The sequence below is a fragment of the Sebaldella sp. S0638 genome (genome assembly GCF_024158605.1).
Lineage (GTDB): Bacteria > Fusobacteriota > Fusobacteriia > Fusobacteriales > Leptotrichiaceae > Sebaldella.
The window spans coordinates 24,093-46,581 of the sequence record NZ_JAMZGM010000006.1; the positions used below are offsets into that span (position 1 = coordinate 24,093).

The 22,489-nt window shown below is 31.3% G+C and carries 22 protein-coding genes; 16 read left to right on the forward strand and 6 right to left on the reverse strand.

Annotation, left to right across the window (positions count from 1 at the left end; all coding sequences use genetic code 11):
• Positions 1-90: 90 nt before the first annotated feature.
• The 9 genes from NK213_RS03190 to NK213_RS03230 are packed head-to-tail and all read left to right on the forward strand — an operon-like array spanning position 91 to position 8,476.
• Positions 91-1,521, forward strand: a complete 1,431-nt coding sequence (locus NK213_RS03190) for an O-antigen polysaccharide polymerase Wzy family protein (RefSeq protein ID WP_253346615.1) — start codon at positions 91-93, stop codon at positions 1,519-1,521.
• Positions 1,469-2,200 carry a glycosyltransferase gene (locus tag NK213_RS03195; protein WP_253346617.1) on the forward strand — a complete coding sequence of 244 codons (732 nt, stop codon included), beginning with the start codon at positions 1,469-1,471 and terminating at the stop codon, positions 2,198-2,200. The genes NK213_RS03190 and NK213_RS03195 overlap by 53 nt, the downstream gene beginning before the upstream one ends.
• A gap of 5 nt (positions 2,201-2,205) precedes the next feature.
• A complete protein-coding gene (locus NK213_RS03200) occupies positions 2,206-2,937 on the forward strand; it encodes an endonuclease/exonuclease/phosphatase family protein (RefSeq protein ID WP_253346619.1) in 732 nt (243 codons plus the stop codon).
• 11 nt (positions 2,938-2,948) lie between these two features.
• Positions 2,949-3,794, forward strand: a complete 846-nt coding sequence (locus NK213_RS03205; protein ID WP_253346621.1) for a glycosyltransferase family 2 protein — start codon at positions 2,949-2,951, stop codon at positions 3,792-3,794.
• Positions 3,791-4,966 carry a CDP-glycerol glycerophosphotransferase family protein gene (locus NK213_RS03210; RefSeq protein WP_253346626.1) on the forward strand — a complete coding sequence of 392 codons (1,176 nt, stop codon included), beginning with the start codon at positions 3,791-3,793 and terminating at the stop codon, positions 4,964-4,966. Before NK213_RS03205 ends, NK213_RS03210 begins: the two co-directional genes overlap by 4 nt.
• A 1-nt stretch (position 4,967) precedes the next feature.
• Positions 4,968-5,702 (forward strand): glycosyltransferase, encoded by a 735-nt coding sequence (locus tag NK213_RS03215; protein ID WP_253346628.1) that lies wholly within the window; start codon positions 4,968-4,970, stop codon positions 5,700-5,702.
• Between the two features lie 43 nt (positions 5,703-5,745).
• A complete protein-coding gene (locus NK213_RS03220; RefSeq protein WP_253346630.1) occupies positions 5,746-7,026 on the forward strand; it encodes a sugar transferase in 1,281 nt (426 codons plus the stop codon).
• A 2-nt stretch (positions 7,027-7,028) separates the two neighbouring features.
• Positions 7,029-7,943: an NAD-dependent epimerase/dehydratase family protein gene (locus NK213_RS03225; protein ID WP_253346632.1), complete on the forward strand. Its 915-nt coding sequence runs from the start codon at positions 7,029-7,031 to the stop codon at positions 7,941-7,943.
• A gap of 50 nt (positions 7,944-7,993) precedes the next feature.
• Positions 7,994-8,476, forward strand: coding sequence for a hypothetical protein (locus NK213_RS03230; protein WP_253346634.1), 483 nt, complete (start codon positions 7,994-7,996; stop codon positions 8,474-8,476).
• A 51-nt stretch (positions 8,477-8,527) separates the two neighbouring features.
• On the opposite strand, the gene NK213_RS03235 is transcribed toward NK213_RS03230, so the two are convergent.
• From NK213_RS03235 to NK213_RS03250, 4 genes are all read right to left on the reverse strand, one after another.
• Entirely contained in the window at positions 8,528-9,289 is a 762-nt protein-coding gene (locus tag NK213_RS03235) for a trans-aconitate 2-methyltransferase (protein ID WP_253346635.1), read from the reverse strand.
• Between the two features lie 250 nt (positions 9,290-9,539).
• Positions 9,540-12,182 (reverse strand): pyruvate, phosphate dikinase, encoded by a 2,643-nt coding sequence (gene ppdK / locus NK213_RS03240; RefSeq protein WP_253346636.1) that lies wholly within the window; start codon positions 12,180-12,182, stop codon positions 9,540-9,542.
• Between the two features lie 159 nt (positions 12,183-12,341).
• Positions 12,342-13,148, reverse strand: coding sequence for a pyruvate, water dikinase regulatory protein (locus NK213_RS03245; protein WP_253346637.1), 807 nt, complete (start codon positions 13,146-13,148; stop codon positions 12,342-12,344).
• 8 nt (positions 13,149-13,156) lie between these two features.
• Positions 13,157-13,795 carry a CBS domain-containing protein gene (locus NK213_RS03250; protein WP_253346638.1) on the reverse strand — a complete coding sequence of 213 codons (639 nt, stop codon included), beginning with the start codon at positions 13,793-13,795 and terminating at the stop codon, positions 13,157-13,159.
• Between the two features lie 414 nt (positions 13,796-14,209).
• Between NK213_RS03250 and NK213_RS03255 the strand changes: the two genes are divergently transcribed.
• The 4 genes from NK213_RS03255 (at position 14,210) to NK213_RS03270 (ending at position 17,816) form a co-directional block, all read left to right on the forward strand.
• Positions 14,210-15,004 (forward strand): DUF975 family protein, encoded by a 795-nt coding sequence (locus NK213_RS03255; protein WP_253346640.1) that lies wholly within the window; start codon positions 14,210-14,212, stop codon positions 15,002-15,004.
• 43 nt (positions 15,005-15,047) lie between these two features.
• Entirely contained in the window at positions 15,048-15,755 is a 708-nt protein-coding gene (locus NK213_RS03260; RefSeq protein ID WP_253346642.1) for a hypothetical protein, read from the forward strand.
• A 156-nt stretch (positions 15,756-15,911) separates the two neighbouring features.
• A complete protein-coding gene (locus NK213_RS03265) occupies positions 15,912-17,297 on the forward strand; it encodes a DUF975 family protein (protein WP_253346644.1) in 1,386 nt (461 codons plus the stop codon).
• A 198-nt stretch (positions 17,298-17,495) separates the two neighbouring features.
• A complete protein-coding gene (locus NK213_RS03270) occupies positions 17,496-17,816 on the forward strand; it encodes a hypothetical protein (RefSeq protein WP_253346646.1) in 321 nt (106 codons plus the stop codon).
• 183 nt (positions 17,817-17,999) lie between these two features.
• Here NK213_RS03270 and NK213_RS03275 read toward each other — a convergent pair whose 3' ends face one another.
• Together NK213_RS03275 and NK213_RS03280 are read right to left on the reverse strand one after the other, a co-directional pair.
• Entirely contained in the window at positions 18,000-18,416 is a 417-nt protein-coding gene (locus NK213_RS03275) for a VOC family protein (protein ID WP_253346648.1), read from the reverse strand.
• A gap of 187 nt (positions 18,417-18,603) precedes the next feature.
• The gene (locus NK213_RS03280) at positions 18,604-18,777 is read right to left on the reverse strand and encodes a hypothetical protein (RefSeq protein ID WP_253346650.1); all 174 of its coding nucleotides are present in this window, start codon (positions 18,775-18,777) and stop codon (positions 18,604-18,606) included.
• Between the two features lie 209 nt (positions 18,778-18,986).
• Here NK213_RS03280 and NK213_RS03285 point away from each other — a divergent pair, with 209 nt between their 5' ends.
• The 3 genes from NK213_RS03285 to NK213_RS03295 all read left to right on the forward strand — a co-directional run bounded on the left by NK213_RS03285 (position 18,987) and on the right by NK213_RS03295 (position 22,484).
• A complete protein-coding gene (locus tag NK213_RS03285) occupies positions 18,987-19,754 on the forward strand; it encodes an ion transporter (protein ID WP_253346652.1) in 768 nt (255 codons plus the stop codon).
• Positions 19,755-20,624: 870 nt separating this feature from the next.
• On the forward strand, positions 20,625-21,761 hold the full coding sequence (locus tag NK213_RS03290) for a chorismate mutase (RefSeq protein ID WP_253346654.1): 1,137 nt from the start codon (positions 20,625-20,627) through the stop codon (positions 21,759-21,761).
• A 21-nt stretch (positions 21,762-21,782) separates the two neighbouring features.
• Positions 21,783-22,484, forward strand: a complete 702-nt coding sequence (locus tag NK213_RS03295) for a pseudouridine synthase (RefSeq protein WP_253346656.1) — start codon at positions 21,783-21,785, stop codon at positions 22,482-22,484.
• The last annotated feature ends 5 nt before the right edge of the window (positions 22,485-22,489 follow it).

The following is a 22,489-nucleotide window of genomic DNA, read 5'->3' on the forward strand; positions in this document are numbered from 1 at the left end:
AAAAGTAAAATCATTTTTCGGTTAACAAAAATGAAGAAAAAAAATTGCATAAACAGTATATATAAACTGAAATTAATAAAAGGAGCCCAAATGAAACACAATAAAGTATTATTTCTGATATTTCATGTATTTGTAATAATGTTTGTCCTGATTCTGACGAATATCTTTACACCGGTTGACAATGTGGAGAGCATGAAATTTTTGGAGGCAGTGTTGCTTGTATTATATATATACACGATATTAACAGCTAAAATGTATTTAAGCTGGCTGAATTCATATATGATTTTTTTGTATACGCTCTTTTTATTCAATTTTACCAGAGTTTTTTTGGATATAATCGGATACAGGACTTTTGGATGGGCAACGAAATTTGCAAATTATTATTTTTATTACGGAATCAGGAATGAAATTCTGGAAGTTTTTATATTGATTCTGCTTTTTACACATTTAGGATTCGCTATTTCAATATTAAATGAAAAAGAATTGCATTTGAAAGTAAAATTACAGTCAAGACCATTTTTTACACAAATAGGAATTATTTTATTTTTATTAAGCCTTCCGGGAATACTGGCAAAAATGCTGATACAGCTGAGACTGATTCTTCAGGTGGGTTATGAGGCATACTATACAGGAGTATTGAAAAATATAGATTATCCGGTATTTACAAAAGGATCAGGTACTATAATGACAATAGGATTTTTGATTTTTCTTATATCAATACCATCAAAAAAGAAATTTATATCCATAAGCTCTCTGTACCTCCTTGTGAAGCTCATAGATTCCATGAAAGGAGCCAGATCGGTATTCCTTACACAGCTTTTATTTATAATGTGGTATTATTATAAAGTATACGGGACAAAAATAAGGTTTGGCACTATTATAAAACTCGGGGTCTTTACTATGATATTTTCTCAGGTGCTGGTTTCTGTGAGAAGTAAAAAGGTATTTTCACTGGATCTGATAAACGGAATATTTGATTTTTTACACTCACAGGGAGTAAGCTATCTGGTTCTGGGATATTTGATACAGTTCAAAAATTATATACATGAAAGTAAGACATACCCGTATATTTTACAGGGGCTTTTCGGATTTCCGCCGCAGTCTGTGGAAACTCTGAAAGCTACTAATTCTCTTGCTGACAGGCTTACTTATTATTTGAATTCCGCTGCATATATCAGAGGTGAAGGAATAGGGTCGAATTATATAGCGGAATTTTATGATCTGGGATATATATGGCTTATTATCGGGTCAGTGTTATTAGGATATATAATTATAAAATATGAAAAATACGTTACTAAAAGCAGATATATGCTTTTGATATCAGCATATTTTATACCAAATCTTTTTTATATACCAAGAGGTTCATTTTTTGGAAGCGGGTTAATAAAAGGAATGTTATTTTATACAATACTATATCTGGCAATGCAGATACTGGAAAATATGTATTTTAGAATAAAAGGAGCTTATAATGATAGAAAAGAAGATCTATTACATTTGGATGGGAGACAAGGAAAAGCCTGAGATTTTTCATAAATGTTATAATTCTTGGAAGAAAAACTTACCGGAATATGATATAATAGAAATAAATGAATCGAATTTTAATTTAAGCAAATATATAGAAGAGAACAGGTTTTTCAGAGTTTGCTACGAAAAAAAACTATGGGCTTATATATCAGATTACGTAAGAATAGTTCATTTGTATGAGCATGGCGGAATATATATGGACATAGATATGGAAATAATTAAAAATATAGATAAAATGCTGGAAAACAGATTTTTCATAGGGTATGAAGATGAAAAAAATATAAGTGTAGGAATCTTTGGAACTGTAAAAGGGCATATTTTTCTGAAAAAAGTGATGGAATTTTACGAAAATGAAATATGGGAAAAACCTTTGTGGACAATACCCAAAATATTCACTTATATTCTTGAAAGAGATTTTGGTATGAAATCCGGAAGCACGCATATAGAAAACGAAGATATGGAGTTATACCCGAGAGAATACTTTTATCCTTATCATTTTAAGGAGACATACACAGACGAGTGTATAACCGAGAATACTTATGGAATACACTGGTGGAATGACAGCTGGAATAGTCTGAAAGTAAGCCTGTTTATGGAAACAAAGCATCTGCACGGCATAAAAAAAGGGGTTAAGATATTAAAAATCTTTCTTAGATATACTTTGAAAAAGAGGTAACTTCAATGAAAAAAATAATTACAGTATTGTTTTTCTTAACATACATCCTGGAGGCAAAAAATTTGAAAATAATGACATATAATATATACGGCGGCAGACTGGCTAACGGAACAACCATAGGGAGAAATATAAAAAAATTTGATCCTGATTTTATTTCTTTGCAGGAAGTGGATTATTATACTAAAAGAAGTAATTTTAACGATATTGTAAAGGATATAGCTCAGGAACTGAACTACAGCTATTATTACTTTAAAAAATCGAGAGATTATGATTCTGGAGAGTTCGGCATAGGATTTGTATCAAGATATCCCATAGAAAAGATTTTTGAGTATGAACTGCCTTCAATAGGAGCGGAAAAACGTCAGGTAATAGCTGCACAGATAGATGAGAGAATTTTTTCTAAAAAAGTGCTCATAATTGATACGCATTTGGATTATAACCCGAATATAAAGGCAAAAGAGATGGAAGCACTGTTAAATATAACGGCAGAGTTTCCGGGAGATGTAAAGTTTTTAACAGGAGATTTTAATCTGCTGCCTACATCTGAGTATTACCAGCAGATAATTCAGAGCTGGAATGATACATATTTATTTGATGAGCCCAGAATAGATTATATCTTTGGAGATAAGACAAATAACTGGAGTCTGAGAAGCAGTAAGTTCATAAAAGACGAGTATCTGGACTGGACTACTTTAAGCGATCATTTTCCATATATGATAAATGTAGACATAAAATAGGAGGTTTTAAGTTGAAGATATCTTTAATAATGCCTACAATCAACAGACGTGATGAGCTGATAATATTTTTGCAGAGCCTTGAAAGCCAGACTTATAAGAATTTTGAGTTAATTGTACTGGATCAGAATTCCGGAGATTTTATAACAGAGATAATAGAAGGATTTCAGAAACATCTGGATATAAAGTACATAAAGAGCAGCGATTGGGGACTCAGTCTGAACAGAAACGAAGGTCTTATAATAGCAGACGGGGATATAATAGCTTTTCCAGATGATGATTGTGAATATCCGGAAGATATTCTGGAAAAAGTGGTGAAATTTTTTGAGGAAAATAAGGAATACAGAATTTTTTCATGCAGAACTCTTGAGCGTGGAAAAGATTACGGCACTGGTATAATGGCAACAGAGGAAGCTGAAATAACATACAGTAATGTAGAGGAAACTGTAAAATCCATAACTTTCTTTGTAAACTACAAGCTGGAAGATCTGACGTTGTTTGATACAGAGCTTGGAGTAGGTGCATATTTCGGAAGCGGTGAAGAAACTGATTATATGCTTGAGCTTCTTCATAAAGGTTTCAGGGGAAGATATTTCCCTGATGAAATAGTGTATCATCCTGCTAAAAAGGGAAATTACAATGACGTGGAAAGAGCATACAGATACGCTTTAGGATATGGAGCCCTTGTGAAAAAAGAGGTAAAGCTGAGAAAAAATAAAAAATATTTTTCAAAGTATTTAAAGAAAATGATAAGAAGTATCGGCGGAATGATCATTTCAAAAGAGAGAAGATACTATTATCATGTATTTATGGGGAGACTAAGAGGATATAAAGAATACAAGGTCGGGGAGAAAAAATGAAAAAAATAGTATTTTTACTAAATATGACAATAGCTTTTTTTCTTTATCCTTTTGTGAAATATAAATTTAGAGGAAGAAATATATGGCTTACAGGAGGAAGTGCCGGCGAGCTTTATGTGGATAACGGAAAAGCAATGTTTGAATATCTGAATGAAATAGAAGATATTGAATCATATTGGGTTATTAATAAAAATTCCTCTGCAAGAAAACAGGTAAATGGTAAAATACTGGACAGGGGAAGCATAAAGTCATATCTTTATTTCATGAATTCAAAGGCAGTATTATTTTCACATTCAATATCGGCAGATATAGTTCCGTATTTGTTTGCAGTGCCGTTAATAAACAGATTTCATTATAAGACAGTGAAAGTGTTTCTGAATCACGGGACAGTGGCGCTGAAAAAAAGACAGCCTATGAATCCTAAGCTGGAAAAAATGGTGGAACGTCTTATTATTTCATATGACATTAATCCGGCAGATGCTGAATATGAAAAAAATATAAAACATATATACTGGAAAATAGATAACAATAAAATCTATATTACAGGAAATTCCCGATATGATACACTTGATAATAAAAGTGAAGGGAAAAAAATATTTTTTATGCCTACATGGAGACCATGGATAAAAAATGATAAAACTACAATAGAAGAAACCGATTATTTTCAAAACATAACAGGATTAGTTAAAAATAAAGAATTACAGGATTTTTTGAAAGAAAATAATATAGTTATGAATATTTATATACATCAGCTTATGCATGAATATTTAGGGAATTTCGGTGCGGAAGTGAATGGAGAGAATATCAGACTGCTGCCTAAAGATGCTGATATACAAAATGAAATAGTAACAGGCAGCATGCTTATAACTGACTATTCAAGCATGGCATTTGACTTTTATTATCTGGATAAACCTGTGTTGTTTTTTCAGTTTGACAGAGAGCAGTATGAAGAAAAGGCCGGATCGTATATTGATCTTGAAAAAGATCTGTTTGGAGAATCAGTTTTTAATATTGATGAATGTGTGGTAAAAATAAGAGAACTGTATTCGGATAATTTTCAGATTCCTGATAAATATAAGCAGCTGAGAAGCAGATATTTTAGATATACTGATAAAAATAACCGTGAAAGATTGTATGAAATCATAAAAAAGGAAGTGGACAAAAATAGATAAAGTGTCAATAATAACCCCGCTTTATAACGGGGAGGAATTTATAAGAGATGCTGTGGAGTCTGTTTTGGCACAGACATATAAAAACTGGGAACTGCTTGTAATAGATGATGGTTCTTCGGATAACGGCTATAATATTGTAAAAGAATATTCCGATAACGATAAACGGATAAAACTGCTGAAAAATGAAAAAAATTCTGGTGTAACCAAAACGAGAAATAAAGGAATTGAGGCTTCTGACGGCAGATACATAGCGTTTTTGGACAGTGACGATATGTGGCACAGAGAAAAACTGGAAAAACAACTGAATTTCATGAATAATAAAAATGCTGCAATATCATGTACTGCATATGCAAGAGTTGACAGAGCAGGGAATGAAAAAAAAATAACACATGTAAAAGAGGAAATAACTTATAATATGCTGTTAAAAACCAATATGATGGGATGCCTTACGGTAATATACGATACTGAAAAGACTGGGAAACGGTATTTTACAGAGGCGGAAAAAAGTGAGGATTATATATTGTGGCTTTCAATGGTCAGAGATATAAAAACAGCATATGGTCTGGATGAGCCACTTGCTTATTACAGAGTTTTGGATAATTCAAGATCAAGCAACAAACTTAAAGTAGTAAAATTTCAATGGAAAATATACAGAAAGTATGAAAAATTATCACTTTTCAAAACAATTTACTGCTTTATTTTTTATATTTTGGAAGGAACAAAGAAAAATATCTGATTTATAAAAAGAAAAAAATTAAAATATAAAAATAGGAGAAAAAATGAGTATAAGCGGAGTCAGAAAGAATTTTGCATATTTATTCTTTATACTGAATATAGTGGTTTATTTCTTCTGCCTGATGTTAATAGGCGATAGTCTGGGCGGCAGAAATATAGCTATTTTCATATTTTCGGCATGTTTGTATTATATATTTAATATATATGATATGAGCAGCAGCAGATACAGAAATTCGGATATGTTAATGGCTGTATTTCTGAATGCTTTTTTATTTGTACTTTCTTTATTTGCGAAATTGTTCACTTTTAATCAGGGGATAATAGTATTTGGTCTAATTCTGTTTTTTCAGATGTTATTCAAATATCTGGTTTTAAGTGTTTTTGTAGATAAACTGAAAGTGCTTTTTATAGGAATGAATGATTATCAGGAAGAACTTATAGAAACTCTGAAAAAAGGTGAGCAGTATCGCTTTTTGGGAGTTCTTGACAATAAAAAAGAGAATTTTGTAGATGCATTGAAATCAGAGTATGAAAGCCTGAAACCTGACATAATAGTGGATTTTACTGAAACAATTCTGAATAATACCAAGCTTGTGGAGATTTTGCTTAATTATAAACTGGAAGGTCTTCAGTTCTATAATTATCTGAATTTTTATGAAAATCTGGAAATGAAACTGCCGATAAGTGATCTGGATCAAAAGTGGTTCCTTGAAAACGACGGTTTTGAAATATATTATAATAACTTTAATATGAGGGTAAAAAGGCTTCTGGATATATTAATGGCTGTAATAATAGGGGCAATATGTCTTCCTATTATGCTCATAGCTGCGGTAATAGTAAAGCTCGGTTCAAGAGGGCCTGTTTTATTCGTTCAGGAGCGTATTGGAGAGTTAAACAGACCTTTTGATATGTATAAATTCAGATCAATGACACAGGATGCAGAAAAAGACGGGCCTCAATGGGCTCAGAAAAATGATGCGAGGATAACCGGTTTTGGTAAATTTATGAGACTTACGAGAATTGATGAGCTTCCCCAGTTATGGAATGTAATAAGAGGGGATATGAGTTTCGTAGGGCCAAGACCTGAAAGGGAATTCTTTATTAAGCAGCTGGAAAAAGAAATCCCGTATTATAATCTAAGACATACAGTAAAGCCGGGACTGACAGGATGGGCACAGATAATGTATCAGTATGGTTCTACTATAGAAGATTCATACATTAAACTTCAATATGACCTTTATTACATAAAACATCATAATATAATATTTGATTTTATGATAATACTAAATACAATAACTACAGTTATTTTAGGGAAAGGAAGATAAGAATGAAAAAGGTACTGGTAACAGGCGGGGCAGGATTTATAGGTTCACATGTCGTGGACAGATTTTTAGAGAGTAACTATGAAGTAGCGGCAGCTGATAATCTGGTAACCGGAAACATAGAGAATATTAGCGGGAAAAATATAAAATTTTTTAATATAGATATAAGGGACAGTGTGAAACTAGAGGAGCTTTTCAGTGCTGAAAAACCTGACTATGTAATTCATCTTGCAGCACAGGTAAGCGTTTCTTCGTCGGTAGAAGATACAGTATATGATGCTGAGGAAAATATAATGTCTCTGATAAACATTTTGGAATTATGTAAAAAATATAACACTGAAAAAATAGTATTTTCAAGTACGGCAGCAGTATATGGAATACCGGAGGAAGTACCGTCAAAAGAGAGCAATAAAACGGCTCCTTTGTCACCTTACGGGTTATCCAAGCTTACTGGGGAAGAATATATAAAAATGTATTCAGGACTTTTTGGTGTAAATTATGTAATATTGAGATATGCCAATGTATACGGGCCGAGACAAAGTGCACATGGAGAAGCAGGTGTAGTTTCGATTTTTAATGATAAAATAAAAGCAGATGGGGATATTTTTATAGAAGGTGACGGGCTTCAGACAAGAGATTTTGTTTTTGTAAAAGATGTTTCTAAAGCAAACTTTATATGTGCCACAGAAAATATAAAAAATGAAACTTTTAATGTATCGACTAATACTGATATTTCTATTTTGGAACTTTTTAATACTATGAAAAAATATTCAGAGTACACCAAAGATGCAGTACATAAGGAAGCCAGAAAAGGTGATATCAGAAATTCAAGGCTGGATAATACTAAATTATTAGACTCTACGAGCTGGAAGCCTGAATATACTCTTGATCAGGGACTAAAAGAGTATCTTGCTAAATAAATATAAGTAATAAGTGTATTACAAAAGGGAATAAAACGGAGGTTGTGTTTATGAAGAATTACAGGGAATACGAATTGGCCAGCCAGTGGAAACCATTGGTGATAATTTCAGCAATACTTTGCATTCTGTCCTTTCTGAGTAATATTGCAATGCTGATTATGTCTCCCAGAAGTATACCGGTTTATTATGAGGGAGTGGGAGTTTATGATGTGGAACTTCCTAATATGTTTCGGTTATTTCTGATACTATCCCTGCTGAATTTTTTACTTTACGGCTCGGGATTATTATTTGGTATTCTGATACAGAAAAGAAAAAAAACAGGATTATATTTATATACTTTATATCTGGGATTGAGGCTGTACCTTATTTATAACATGATGATGGTAACCGGAGCAGATGTATTAGGATGGGTAAGTGCAGTACTTTTCATTTTTGAGGCGATTATTATTCTCAAATTATGGTTTACTGAAGATGGCAAATTATGGCTTTCCGGAGAAAATTTATCTGCCGGACAATCTGAAATACAGGATTAGAAAAAAGAGCATATTTTTATTTTGATTGAAATATGCTCTTTTATTTTTTTGTTATACAATTTTTTCTGCGACCATTCTAAGTCTCTTGTAATCAGCATACCAGATTCCGTCTTTGTAAAGAACAGGTTTTGCATTATTTTCTACTTCCTGTATGATTTCACTTCTTAATTCATCATCAATACCTTCAAAATACGGATTATGGAACATATTTATAAAGTTTCTTAAACCGTCTTCTCCGCTAAGCACAGTATCTCTGTCAAAATAAAGTGCATATCTTATAGTGAAACCTGATTTTTCAAGAAGTGTAGAATATTCAGCCAAAGAAGGGAAAAACATAATTTTCTTTTCAGCATTTTCATGAAAACCTCTTTTTATCAGAGATTTTTGTACATTGGACAGAATAGCTGCCGTATTGTCCTTACCACCCATTTCAAAAATAAGTTTACCACCGGGTTTTAAAGAATTATAGATATTTTTCAGAAATTGTTCCTGTTCAAATATCCAGTGAAATACAGCATTGGAAAAAACTTTGTCAAATTTATTATGAAAGTCCATTTCCAGAGCATTTACATTTGAAAATTCAATGTCAGGATAGTTTTTTCTTGCTTCTGAGAGCATTTTTTCAGAAGCATCAATTCCTGTTACTAAAGGAGTCTTTTTTGATATTTCAAAAGTAAGTTCACCGGTACCGCACCCTAAGTCCAGTATTGCTTCTCCTTCTTCAGGATTTAGAAGATGCAGAAGATCAAGTCCGTAGTTATAGACAAAAGAGTGGCTGTTTTTATATAAATCAGGGTTCCATAAGTCTTTCATATGATTTCCTTTCTTTTTTACAGTTTTATAATAAAATAATAACAGAAAATAGAAGTATGGTCAATAAAATTTATAAGCAGAGCATATAAAAAGGCTGTATCATGAGATACAGCTCTTTCGGCAAGAATATACGGGTTTATTATCTTTGAACATATTTTAGGATAATAAATAAGGGATCCCGTATAATTCTTAAACATAATTTTCTTTAAAAAATTAGGCTTTTGGTGAATTTATTTTTTAAAAGAAAAAACTAAATTGTGTTGCTCTGTCCTGCAGAGTCCTGGTTTATAGCTAGTTTAGCAAGAGCTAGTTTAACCAGAGGTATTCTGAATGGTGAACATGAGAGGTAAGTAATGCCTAATTTGGAATATAATTCCAAGGCTTCGGGATCTCCCGCCTGTTCTCCGCATATACCCAGTTTTATATTTTTATTTGTTGTTCTGCCAAGCTGTGCTGACATCTCTATTAATTTCCCCACTCCTTTTTTATCAAGAGTAGAGAAAGGATTAGCAGTAAATACATCATGATTCATATAATCAAATAAAAATTTATTAGAATCATCACGTGAAAATCCGAAAGTCATCTGTGTAAGATCATTAGTACCATAACTGAAGAAGTCCGCTTCCTCTGCTATTTCATCGGCAAGAAGTGCCGCTCTTGGTATTTCTATCATAGTACCAATGTGATATTCCACGCTGTTATTCTTTTCTTTAAATACTTGTTCTATTTCATCAACCAAATGGTTTTTAATAAATTTTAGTTCCTTTTTGTCACACACCAGAGGTATCATTATTTCCGGGCTTATGTTTATTCCGTTTTCCTTGGAAATAACAGCAGCTTCTATAATTGCTCTTACCTGCATTTTATATATTTCCGGAAAAGTGATAGCCAGACGGCATCCACGGTGTCCGAGCATAGGATTGCTTTCTTTCAGGTTCTCTATTCTGTAATGCATATCGTTCATAGTGAGACCCATTGAAGCAGCAAGGTTTTCTATCTCTACGTCAGTCTTAGGAAGAAACTCATGTAAAGGAGGATCTAAAAGTCTCACATTTACCGGTTTATTATCCATAAGTTTGAAAATCTCTACAAAGTCTTCTCTCTGGAACTTTAGAAGCTCATCAAGATATTCTTTTCTTTCATCTTCATAATTAGCCAGTATCATACTTCTTACAATAGGGATTCTTATTTTATTAAAGAACATATGTTCCGTTCTGCAAAGCCCTATTCCGTCAGTATTAAACTGGTTAGCGTGCATTGCATCATTAGGGGTATCGGCATTCGCTCTTACGCCTATTTTTCTGAATTCATCCAGCCATTTCAGGAGAATCTTGAAGTTTTCATTAGTATCAAGTTTTACCTTTGGAATTTCTCCCAGATATATATTTCCTGTACTTCCGTCAATTGAAATACAATCTCCTTCTTTGATCATTACATCATTTATAACAATATATTTTTCTTCTTTATTAAATATTATATCTTCGCATCCTGTGACACAGCATTTACCTATTCCTCTTGCTACCACAGCAGCGTGTGATGTCATTCCGCCTTTTGAAGTAAGTATTCCTTCGGAATAAAGCATTCCTTCAATATCTTCCGGCGAAGTCTCTTCTCTTACGAGAACTACTTTTTCACCTTTATTCTTAGCAATAGTAACATCAGCAGGATTAAAGTATACTTTTCCCGATGCAGCTCCCGGAGAAGCAGCAAGTCCTTTTCCAACTACTTTTGATTTTTTCAGATATGTGTCGTCAAAAACAGGATGCAGCAGATTTTCAATATCTTTTGAGCTTATTCTTTTTACAGCTTCCTTTTTATCAATTAGTTCTTCTTTTACAAAGTCACATGCGGAGTTAACTGCTGCAAGAGGAGTTCTCTTGGCATTTCTTACCTGAAGAAAAAAGAGTTTTCCGTTTTCTATGGTAAATTCAATATCCTGAATATCTCTGAAATATAATTCCAGTTTTTTTGAAGTATCAAAAAGTTCTTTATATATTTTTGGAAATTCCTTGTTAAGTTCGCTTATTTCAAGCGGAGTTCTGATCCCTGCGACTACATCTTCACCCTGTGCATTCATAAGGTATTCACCGAAAAGCATATCATCTCCGTTTATTGGATTTCTTGAGAAAAGAACACCTGTTCCTGAAGTTTTTCCCATATTTCCAAAAACCATAGACTGTATATTTACAGCTGTACCAATATCATGTGATATTTTATGAAGATTTCTGTATGTTATTGCTCTTGGGTTATTCCATGAACGAAACACTGCTTCAACAGCAAGGAAAAGCTGTCTTGTAGGGTCTTCCGGAAATTCAGTTTTTTCAAAATCGTAATATATTTTTTTATACTTTTCAATAAGTAACTTCAGGTCTGAAATTGTCAAATCAGAGTCAGAAGTGTATTTTTTTTCGGTTTTTACATTTTCCAATTGTTTTTCAAATTCAATTCTCGGAATTTCAGATACAACATTTGAAAACATTTCGATAAATCTACGGTAGCTGTCATAGGCGAATCTTTCATTATTGGTAAATTCTGCCAAAAGCTTTACCGAAGAATCATTCAGTCCCAGATTTAGTATTGTATCCATCATTCCGGGCATTGAATTCGGTGCTCCTGATCTTACTGAAAGCAAGAGGGGCTGTAAATTCCTGTTTCCTAAAAATGATTTCTCTGTTTTTAATTCCAAAAGTCTGAGGTTAGATAGAATAGTCTCTTTTAATTCTATCCAAAGTGTGTTATCTTCAAGATATTTCTTGCACGCCGTTGTGCTGATAGTAAAACCCGGAGGTACATTTAGTCCTAATGAAGTCATTTCTGCGAGATTGGCACCTTTGCCGCCAAGGATATCTTTCATATCCTTATTACCTTCGTTAAACTGATAAATAAGTTTCATATTTAAACCTCCTAGTTAGAATAAAAATAATATATACCCGGACAATGCCAGTATTTTTAGCTCATTAAAGGTAAATCAAATAATAGAGCGCTGATACTGTATTGCCAAAAAACATCTTCCTGTCTGAAAACTTAAAGATAATCCAAGCTTAGAAATATTTTAGTCTTCCTTATTTATATAACTCAAAATTACATCTCCGGTTTCTTCAATGGCCTTATTTGATACATCAATAACAGGACATCCTATTTTTCTGATAACTTCATTTGCATACTCGATTTCTTCAAGTATTGATTCCTTGTCAGAATAAGAGGAATGAGAAGTAAAACCTAAAGTTTTTAGTCTTTCACGTCTTATGGCGTGAACCTTATCCATGGAGATAGTAAGTCCGAAAATCTTTTCCGGTGATGCCTTAATAAGTTCCTTTGGTATTGGAACATTAGGGACTATAGGAAAATTTGCCACTTTATAATTTTTGTTGGCAAGATACAGGCTAAGCGGTGTCTTGCTGGTTCTGGAAATTCCCAGAAGTATTATATCAGCGAGAAGAAAACCTCTCGGATCTTTTCCGTCATCATATTTTACTGCGAATTCTACAGCTTCAATTCTGTTAAAATAGCTCATATTAAGTCTTCTCAGTATACCGGGTTCTCTTTTAGGTTCTTGATTGAGGATACCGGCTATAGAATTTAATGCTTCTGAAAGTAAATCCACATTTTTTATCTCATAGTTTCGTGAGAATTCTTTTATATAGTTAACAAGTTCTGTTTCCACTAGTGTGTAAAAAAATATGGATTTATGAGTTTTGCTTTCTTCAAGTATATTTTTTAGTTCATCAAGAGTACTGACAAACGAATATTTTTTTATTTCGTAATTATTATAATTAAACTGACATAAAGCAGCTTTTATCAACGATTCAGATGTTTCACCGACTGAATCCGAGATAGAGTAAATATATATTTTTTCCATGCTTCCTCCTATTTGTCGAGTAATTCAAAAAATAAATTGCAGGCTGTGGTTTTAGAAAACTGTCCTATGACTTTCAGAATATTTCTGCCGTTTTCTTCCATGCTCTGTACGATAGGTATATTATCAATCTGGTGATAATTCAGTTTTTGGATGCCGTCATAGATAGATGACTTAGAATACAGATAAATAACATTGGGCATTCTGGTCATAACCAGACTAACCGGAATTTTTTCCAGATCTTTTCCGTTTATACTTATTTTTAAAAGGTCTTTTTTAGTAACTACACCCACAAGTGAATTATTTTCCACTGTGTACAAAATATCTGTATTGTACATAAATAAATTAATTATTGCATCTTTAATGTTCATATCGTGGTTTATAAGTGTAGGGACTTCCATGACTTCGGAGATATCCTGCTCTTTTATCTCTTCTTTTGAAAAATAGTGAAAGTGGCTGCCTGCCAGAGAATAACCGATTTTAGGTTTTGCTATAAGGATATTAAACTTAGTTAATACGGAAAAATCCAGTCGTAATGTAGATTTATTCATTTTAAGGATCTGTGCTATCTCTTCGCCGGTAACAGGCTGATGTTTCTCTACAATTTTAATTATTTCCTTTTGTCGAGATGTAAATTTTATAGAACTCACCTACTTTCGATTTTAATGTGATGCATTATTTGAAAATAATATAACACATTGAAAAAAAGATGTCAATTTATTTCGTGAATTTAAGGATATATATTTGAAACACCTATAATAAAAATATAATATATATCAATAAATACAATGCTTTTGATCTAATGTGATGCATTATAAAAATATAGTGCATTAATAGATGTTTTTTAAATGGAAATTTTAAAAATACGGGAATAATTAGAAATTATAATGTTTATTGCTGATAATAGTTATATTTAATTAAATAATTTATTATGTTTTGAAAATATTAATTAATATTATAGTTATAAAATTTTGATGAAATACTTTATTTATTGAGAAAAATAATTGACCTGTTTGACTGTTTTATGGTATATTTAAATAAAATTTTAAAGGAATTGTGGGTTTATGACGAAATTAAAGAAAATATTTTTGAAGTCGGCAGGCGATTACAGGAGAAATTGGAAAGGGCTGTTGATTATTACTTTGTATACAGTATTCTGGTTATATATATATTTATGTACAGCACAGTATATAGGCAATGGGCTGATTAATTTATTGTTTCTTACACCTTTATATGTATTTCTTACAATAGGCGGGAATTACTATTGCCTGAAAATAGCAAGAGGTGAGAAGGCTGGGATAATAGAAGCAGTATTAAAAGGAATAACTGAAGATACCGGGAAACTACTGGTTATGAATTTTTTGATAGAGCTTTTTAAGATACTATGGAGTTTATTACTGATAATACCCGGGATAGTAAAAGGAATTGCTTATTCACAGGCTAATTATGTCTTTCTTGAAAATCCCGGTTTATCCGGAAAAGAATGTATAGGGAAAAGTGAGTATCTCATGGAGGGGGAAAAGGAGATGTATTTTTTCATGTATGGCTGGGTTTTTGTGTTACCTGTTTTGATAATGGTATTCTTATCTATAATTACGGCAGTGTTTATAAATTCAGATCAGGCTCTTAATTACTTGAGTAAAACAAGTTATGCGGGAATGGGGATTATGTTTTTTTATCCTTTCTATACACTGCTTTCTGCTAATTTTTATGTTAGCCTTACAGACGGGGATGTAAAATTAAATGATGAAGAAAATGGGAAAGATAAATGGTTTATATTTGGAGTATTAATAATCAGTTTGTTGATGTGTATTATAGTAAATATCATTCCAGTTGCGGAATTATTTTATCAATATTGAAACAATAATATAATTTATACAAAATTTTAAAAGGAGTGTGGATATGGAATTTGGGGAAATATGTTTGAAAACATGGAGAGATTACAGAAAAAGGTGCTTATCTTTGTTAGGAATTTCGTTTTATAGTATGATTCTCTTTTTTATATTTTTTTACGTACTAATAATTACAAAAGAGTTAGGAAGTATAATTTCTTTTTTGCTTTCTATCTTTTATATTATTATACAGATCGGAGTAATTTCTTCATGTTTTAAAATAGCAAAAGATGAGAAAATAAGATTTAGTGATTTATTTATAGGTTTTTCAAAGAAAATAGGGAAATTATTGTTAATTGAAATTTTGCACAGATGGATTGTATTTTTATGGGGATTGGCTCTCGTAATTCCGGGTGTTGTGAAACGGATAGCTTATTCACAGATTTTTTATATTTTTTTGGAAAAACCATATTTGAAAGTAAGTGAATGTCTAAAAGAAAGTGATGAACTAATGAATGGATACAAAACAAGTTACTTCAAGATAGAGTTTCTACTTGGGATTATATTTATACTGTTTATACTGCCTTTAATATCACTTACTGAGCAAATTGAGAATATTTATTTTATAGGGGATTATGCCGGAGAATTGATTTTTTCTATAGCTGGGTTTATTTTTTTTCCGATATATAATTTATTTCGGGCAAATATATATATTGCAATTGTGAAAGACAGAGCAGAAGAGATACAGGAAGAACCAGAGTTAAAAATTGCTGGATAAACGGTAATTTTGGAATTTTAAATTGATGTTATAACTTATTTTTTTAGTATTAATATTGTTGTTAATGTGGATACTGAACAATGATTTTTATTAATAAAATAAATTATGGCTGATTCGATTAACTTAATATTATTATACAAGGAGTCTGGAATTACTATGGTGGAATTGAAGAAAGTATTTTTGAAATCAGCTTATGATTACAGAAAAAATTGGATGAGGTTATTGATTATCTCCGGCTATATATTAATCTGGACGATGTTAGAATCGTTTATTGAATTCGGGGGGATAATTCGGGGGTTAACAGTAGCACCGTTGTTAATTCTTTTTCAAGTAGGCGGTACTTACTTTTGTTTGAAAATAGCAAGAAAAGAAGAAGTGAAGGTAGCAAAAAGTTTATTTAAAGGGTTTGTTCAAAATCCAAAGAGATTGATAGCATTGGAATTTTTAGAGAATTTATATTGCTTTCTATGGACATTTTTATTAGTGGTACCTGGTTTTATGAAAATGATAGCATATTCACAGTCAATATTTCTTTTTTTAGAAAATCCGGAATTAACAGCTAAAGAATGCCTGAAAAAAAGTGAGACAATGATGGACGGCAATAAAAAAAAATATTTCTGGATGATATTTTTAGTATCTATCTTTCCAATACTGATAATGTTAATAGTACCTCCATTTATTATCAGGGTTAGAACTTATTATTTTCTGAGTGAAATAATGAGAAAAAATATGATTTATTTAACGATTATAACAAGTATTATATATCCGTTTTCTACATTATTAAATGCAAATTTTTACATTTTTCTTACTGATGGTGATTTAAGTATAAAGAATAGAAAAAAAGAGGTTAAGTTTTCCATATTGATGGTGTTTGTTAGTATATTACTGCCTTGTTTGTCTGCTATATTTTTAGCAAATATGGAGATTAGCAAGCCGGATGAAATATATGTGACATCAGAAGAATTTATGAGTCTTCAGTTTCCTGTTATGGACAGAGAGAAAAAAAGACGATTTAACGGAACAGTAAACTTTCAGTTGGATGAAGATACAAGAGAAATGAAAGTATATATTGAGAATGGAAATCCTGTAAAATACCAAATGTACCATCAGAATAAAAATTTAAACAGCGAGACTAATATAGGGGGAAATTGGGAAATAATAAGAATTTATAAACTATATAATAAAAAGGGAGAACTTATTTATCAGGAAGATTTTGGAGAAAATTCAACAGGAATACATATAATTACATATGATAATGATGTAATTTCTTCTGTTTCAGAAATTGAAAATACTGTGACTAAAAATGAATGTACTTATGATATTACTGGAAAACTAACTATGTATACAAAAAATTCAGATGATGAAGAAAATGATGAGGAATCTAAAAGTATTGTGTATACTTACGATTTAAACGGGAAACTGCTGAAAATTATGAAAACAACTGATATAGAATCTGAAGAGTTTGAGCCGGCATCAACATTAGAAGCTGAGACTGGAAAAAAAGCATGTGATTTATTGAGAAACAGCAGATTGAAAAACTAACTTTATATTTAATAAAAATACAGTATTTATAATTATTTCTGAAAAATATAAAAATCTTCATTGAAGAAATTTTTCTAAAATGATTTAAGTTTATGTATCGAAATAACAAAGTTAACTTATATAAAAAATAAAGAACATAAAAAGAAACCTCAAAGAAATTTTTAGTATAATTGTACTAATCATTTCAGGAGGTAGAAAATGAAAAGAATTTTGATTATGTTTTCGCTGATGACACTGTTAGCAGTAAATGCATTTGCGAAAACATCCATTAATAAAGCTGATAATACAAAAACTGCGGTGTCATCTTCTCAGAATTTGAATTTCAGCGAGGATCAAAAACAGCAAATAAAACTGATTCAAGATCAATATATGGCAGAAGTTCAGAAAATAGAAAATATGAACATCTCTCAGCAGGATAAAGAAGAAGCCCATAAACAGGCTATTTTAAAAAGCAGAGACAGACTTTCGATGATACTGACGCCGGAGCAGATGAAGGTGCTGATGAACAGTAATCTTTAGTTGACACATATAATATTAATCAATGAGATATAATAACTTTAAATGAAAAATTTAGAAATTAAATTTTTGCATTAGTATTCAGTGGAGTGCTTATCATAGTTAGATTATAGAATTTTTTTGGAGAGAACAGTTCTTAAAAATAAAAACCGGCATTTAGCCGGTTTTGTTATATAGATAATTTTATTATTTTCCAGTATATATAAGGTGCCATAAAACACCGTATTTATCTTCTACAAATCCGTAAAGCTTACTCCAGAAAGTCTCCTGCAGGTCCATTATAACTACTCCCCTGTCTTTCAAAGCATCAAAGAGCTCTTTTATTTCTTCGGTGTTGTCTTTATTTATGACTAATGCAGTATTGTTACCGAATTTCAGCGGAATATTCGGAGGACAGTCAGAAAACATCACCGTAGTACCATTTATATTTAAAAAAGTGTGAAGCACCATATTTTTTACTTCATCGGTAACAACAAAATCAGGATCTTCAGGCATATCAGAGTAGTACATGATATTCTGCATTTCAGTTTTGAATACTTTAGAATAAAAACTTACTGCTTCGTAGCAGTTGCCTTTAAAATTTAGATACATTTCCAAAGCCATTTTACTCACTCCTTATATTTGAGATTTTATATTCCAATTCGGAATAAATCCATTTTATCATATTTCATATATAAATTATATGATAATTTAAAAATATATTATATAGCATGAAAATATAAACTGAAATAAAGGCTCTAATAAAAAAATATGTTAAATAACAGTATTTTTGTGAATCTCTTATGTTGTTTTATTCCTTTAGCTTTTTTTCATAAAATTCCAGCCCTTTTTCCAGCAAAACTCTCACGGCGCAGCTCTTATTTACCCTTTCATGCTCTACAATAGTATTGATCCTCTCTAAAAGAGTCTTACTGATAGTCACTGACAATGGAACATCAGTTTTTTCAAATTGTTTAAAATTCATTTTATTCCCTCCTTTTAACCTTTATTATAGTTAAATCAAATCATAGAGTCAAATTAAAAAAAAAAATATATTTATAATAAATAAGGAGGAATTGTGTAGTTTTTAAAGAAGATTTTTATGTGAAAAAATTTAATTTTTAAAATTAATCGTATGGTATAATAAGGTGATTGTATGGAAAAAATATTTAAAACCGGAGGAGTTAAAAGAAGATGGATAATACACGGAGAAAAGAGATATATCGGATAATAGAAAAAGATGACGGGACAAATAAAGCCAGCAGGGTATTTGATATATTTATATTTTTACTTGTAATTTTCAGTATACTTCAAATAGTTTTAGAGTCTCATAAAAATATCTATTTGGCATACTCATATTATTTCAAAATATTTGAAGTGTTTACCGTTATTATTTTTACTGTAGAATACATATTAAGGATTTATACTGCGAAATATAAGTATAATAAAACTGATTTTTGGTCTGTGATAAGGTTTATATTTTCATTTGAGGGAATAATAGATATTGTTTCAATATTGCCGTTTTATCTGCCGTTAGCGGTGAAGATTGACTTTAGGTTTCTGAGAATACTTAAAGTAGGGAAAGTAACAAGAATATTTAAGCTCGGAAGATACTCAAAATCTTTTAACACCATAAAAAGTGTTTTGCGAAAGGAAAAAGAGGTGTTGGTGATAACATTGGTTTTTAGTTTTATACTTATACTGATTTCTTCTATTTTGATGTACTATGTGGAAAATCCGGTACAGCCTGAAGCTTTTCCTAATATTACTGCGGCTATGTGGTGGGGAATTGCTACACTGACAACTATAGGGTACGGTGATATATATCCTGTTACTGTTTTGGGGAAAATACTTGCTTCTTTTGTGGCAATTATCGGAATTGGAATAATTGCTATTCCTACAGGTATTATAAGTGCCGGATTTGTGAGTGAGATTAAAAATGAAGATGATAAAATTAAATAATGAATTTTTAATGAATTCCCCAAACGGGGTGGGGAATACTTTTAATAAAGTATTCTTGTGATAATCAAAAAAAGAATTATCAAAATCACTTTAAGCATTGTAATCCCCCAGCTATTTATATTTTGACTTTGGTGAAGTCATTAAATTATTATATAAAAAAAACTGAACCGTAGTCCAGAGTTTTTTCACCAGATTTAAATATACAAAATTATTCTTAATGAAATTATATCATAAAACTTAAATATGTCAAGGGCTAGAGGTGTTTCTTTTAGGGTACGTTTTTTTTATCATTTGATAGGAAAGGAGGAACAATTTAAAGAAATACTCATATAATAAAAAAAACTGAACCATAGTCCAGAGTTTTTTCACCAAATTTAAATATAAATAACCGTTTCCATTATAATTATATCATAAAACTTAAATATGTCAAGGTGTAGAGGTGTTTCTTTTAGGGTACGTTTTTTTATCATTTGGCAGGAAAGGAAGAACAATTTAGAGAAATACTCATATAATAAAAAAACTGAATCGAAATCTAGAATTTTCAAGCTAAATATAAATAACTGTTTTCAGTAAATTATATCAGAAAAATGAAGCATATCGGTATATAGAGGTATTTCTTCAGCGAAACAGAAAAAAAGTATCAGAGATATATAATTGTAAAACGCAATAACCCAAAATAATATCAGTGAAAATTCTGATATATTTTTTTATTGTGATACAGAAGTTTAATATTTGAAAAAAAGGGCTTAAAAGGCAAAATTATATATTCCGACCATATAAAAATTATATAATTAATTTCACAAAACATTTGTTAAAAATATCATATTGTTATATAATTAAGAGATAAATACAGAAAAGGGAGTTAGGAAAATGCCGGAATTAGATTTAGGAGAGATCAGAACCAGAATAGACAATATAGATAAAGAACTGGTAAGGCTTCTTGAAGAGAGAATGGTTATAGTAGAAGATGTAATCAGCTATAAAATGGCTAATAATATGAAAATATTTGATGCCAAAAGAGAAGAAGAAGTAATAAAAAAGAATACTGACAGAGTAAAAAACGAGAAATTGAAAAAATATATAGAAAAAATGTTTAATGACATAATGAGTGTAAGTAAGGAATATCAGGAATCTAAGATATTTGAAATAAAAGACAATGATTTTAATGCAGATTTTACAGGGAAAATAATGGGATATACAGGTGTTCCCGGATCATTTGGACATGAGGTACTCCTGAATCTCGTAGGTGAGAAGCATCCCGAAATAAAAAAATACAATACTCATGAAGAAGTAGCAGAAGCTGTAGCAAACGGCGATATAGATTACGGAGTGATCCCTATCGAAAATTCTTCCACAGGTGAGGTAAGGGACAGCATAGATCTGATAAAAGAAAAAGACATTTATATAGTAGGAGAAATATCACATAAAATAAAGCAGAATTTGTTGGGAATAAAGGGAAGCACACTGGAAGACATAAAAAATGTTTATTCTCATGAACAGGCTCTAATGCAGTGTTCAAAGTTTCTTAAAGAACACTCGGGCTGGAATGCTCTGGCATGCAGCAATACTGCCATAGCAGCAGAATTTATAAAAAAGGAAAATAATAACGAAAATGCCTGTATTGCTAATATCAAAACACAGAATATATATGGTCTTGAATTATTAGCAGAAGGGATTAACAATAATCAGGAAAATTATACAAGATTTGTAATAATAAGCAAAACACTGAAAATTTCTGAAAAGAGTAATAAAATAAGTATAGTTGCAGTAACAGAACATAAAGCCGGGTCATTATTTAAACTGATTGAGATTTTTTCAAAAGAAAATCTGAATATGGTAAGTATAAAATCAAGACCTATTCCTTATAAAACATGGGAATACTATTTTTATATAGACTTTGAGGGTAATCTGAATGATGAGAATGTAATAAGAGCTTTTGAAAATATAAAAGCCCAGATGAGTTATATGAAAATACTGGGGAATTACAGATCAGACATAAAAATATAAATTACGGAGAACGGTGAAATAATGAGAATTGATAAATTACTGGCGAATTCAGGTATTGGAACAAGAAAGGAAGTAAAAGAACTTCTAAAGAAAAAAAGGATAAGTGTAAACGGCGAGATCATAACAGAGGCCAAAATGCATATTGATGAAGATAACGATATTGTTACTTTTGACGGGGAGCGAATTGAGTACAAGGAATTTTTATATATAATGCTTAATAAACCTCAGGATGTGATATCGGCAACTGACGATGAAAGACACAGAACTGTGCTTGATCTTCTTGAGGAGTCTCTTACTAAAGTGGGGCTTTTTCCTGTGGGAAGACTTGATAAAGATACCGAAGGGCTTTTGGTGCTTACTAATGACGGGAAAATGGCTCATGAGCTTTTGTCACCCAAAAAGCATGTTCCGAAAAGATATTATGTGGAATTGAAAAAGCCTCTTTCTGAGGAAGAAGCAAGAATTCTGGAAAATGGCGTGGAACTGGAAACATTTACCACGAAACCTGCCAAAATAGAGTTTATTACCGAGGACAAAGTATATATAATAATTTCAGAAGGAAAGTACCATCAGGTAAAACGTATGTTTAAATGTGTGGGAAACAGGGTACTTTACCTGAAACGTGTCAGTATGGGTAATCTTGAACTGGATGAGAGTCTTGAACTTGGCGAATACAGAGAGCTTACGCCGGATGAGCTGGAATTGCTGCAAAGCTTGAAATAAACTGA

What these genes read in the sequence shown, in the direction of transcription:
- NK213_RS03190 (WP_253346615.1), top strand. Translation starts at nt 91, where the DNA reads ATGAAACACAATAAAGTATTATTTCTGATATTTCATGTATTTGTAATA.
- NK213_RS03195 (WP_253346617.1), top strand. Translation starts at nt 1,469, where the DNA reads ATGATAGAAAAGAAGATCTATTACATTTGGATGGGAGACAAGGAAAAG.
- NK213_RS03200 (WP_253346619.1), top strand. Translation starts at nt 2,206, where the DNA reads ATGAAAAAAATAATTACAGTATTGTTTTTCTTAACATACATCCTGGAG.
- NK213_RS03210 (WP_253346626.1), top strand. Translation starts at nt 3,791, where the DNA reads ATGAAAAAAATAGTATTTTTACTAAATATGACAATAGCTTTTTTTCTT.
- NK213_RS03220 (WP_253346630.1), top strand. Translation starts at nt 5,746, where the DNA reads ATGAGTATAAGCGGAGTCAGAAAGAATTTTGCATATTTATTCTTTATA.
- NK213_RS03225 (WP_253346632.1), top strand. Translation starts at nt 7,029, where the DNA reads ATGAAAAAGGTACTGGTAACAGGCGGGGCAGGATTTATAGGTTCACAT.
- NK213_RS03230 (WP_253346634.1), top strand. Translation starts at nt 7,994, where the DNA reads ATGAAGAATTACAGGGAATACGAATTGGCCAGCCAGTGGAAACCATTG.
- NK213_RS03235 (WP_253346635.1), bottom strand. Translation starts at nt 9,289, where the DNA reads ATGAAAGACTTATGGAACCCTGATTTATATAAAAACAGCCACTCTTTT.
- ppdK (WP_253346636.1), bottom strand. Translation starts at nt 12,182, where the DNA reads ATGAAACTTATTTATCAGTTTAACGAAGGTAATAAGGATATGAAAGAT.
- NK213_RS03245 (WP_253346637.1), bottom strand. Translation starts at nt 13,148, where the DNA reads ATGGAAAAAATATATATTTACTCTATCTCGGATTCAGTCGGTGAAACA.
- NK213_RS03255 (WP_253346640.1), top strand. Translation starts at nt 14,210, where the DNA reads ATGACGAAATTAAAGAAAATATTTTTGAAGTCGGCAGGCGATTACAGG.
- NK213_RS03260 (WP_253346642.1), top strand. Translation starts at nt 15,048, where the DNA reads ATGGAATTTGGGGAAATATGTTTGAAAACATGGAGAGATTACAGAAAA.
- NK213_RS03265 (WP_253346644.1), top strand. Translation starts at nt 15,912, where the DNA reads ATGGTGGAATTGAAGAAAGTATTTTTGAAATCAGCTTATGATTACAGA.
- NK213_RS03270 (WP_253346646.1), top strand. Translation starts at nt 17,496, where the DNA reads ATGAAAAGAATTTTGATTATGTTTTCGCTGATGACACTGTTAGCAGTA.
- NK213_RS03275 (WP_253346648.1), bottom strand. Translation starts at nt 18,416, where the DNA reads ATGGCTTTGGAAATGTATCTAAATTTTAAAGGCAACTGCTACGAAGCA.
- NK213_RS03280 (WP_253346650.1), bottom strand. Translation starts at nt 18,777, where the DNA reads ATGAATTTTAAACAATTTGAAAAAACTGATGTTCCATTGTCAGTGACT.
- NK213_RS03285 (WP_253346652.1), top strand. Translation starts at nt 18,987, where the DNA reads ATGGATAATACACGGAGAAAAGAGATATATCGGATAATAGAAAAAGAT.
- NK213_RS03290 (WP_253346654.1), top strand. Translation starts at nt 20,625, where the DNA reads ATGCCGGAATTAGATTTAGGAGAGATCAGAACCAGAATAGACAATATA.
- NK213_RS03295 (WP_253346656.1), top strand. Translation starts at nt 21,783, where the DNA reads ATGAGAATTGATAAATTACTGGCGAATTCAGGTATTGGAACAAGAAAG.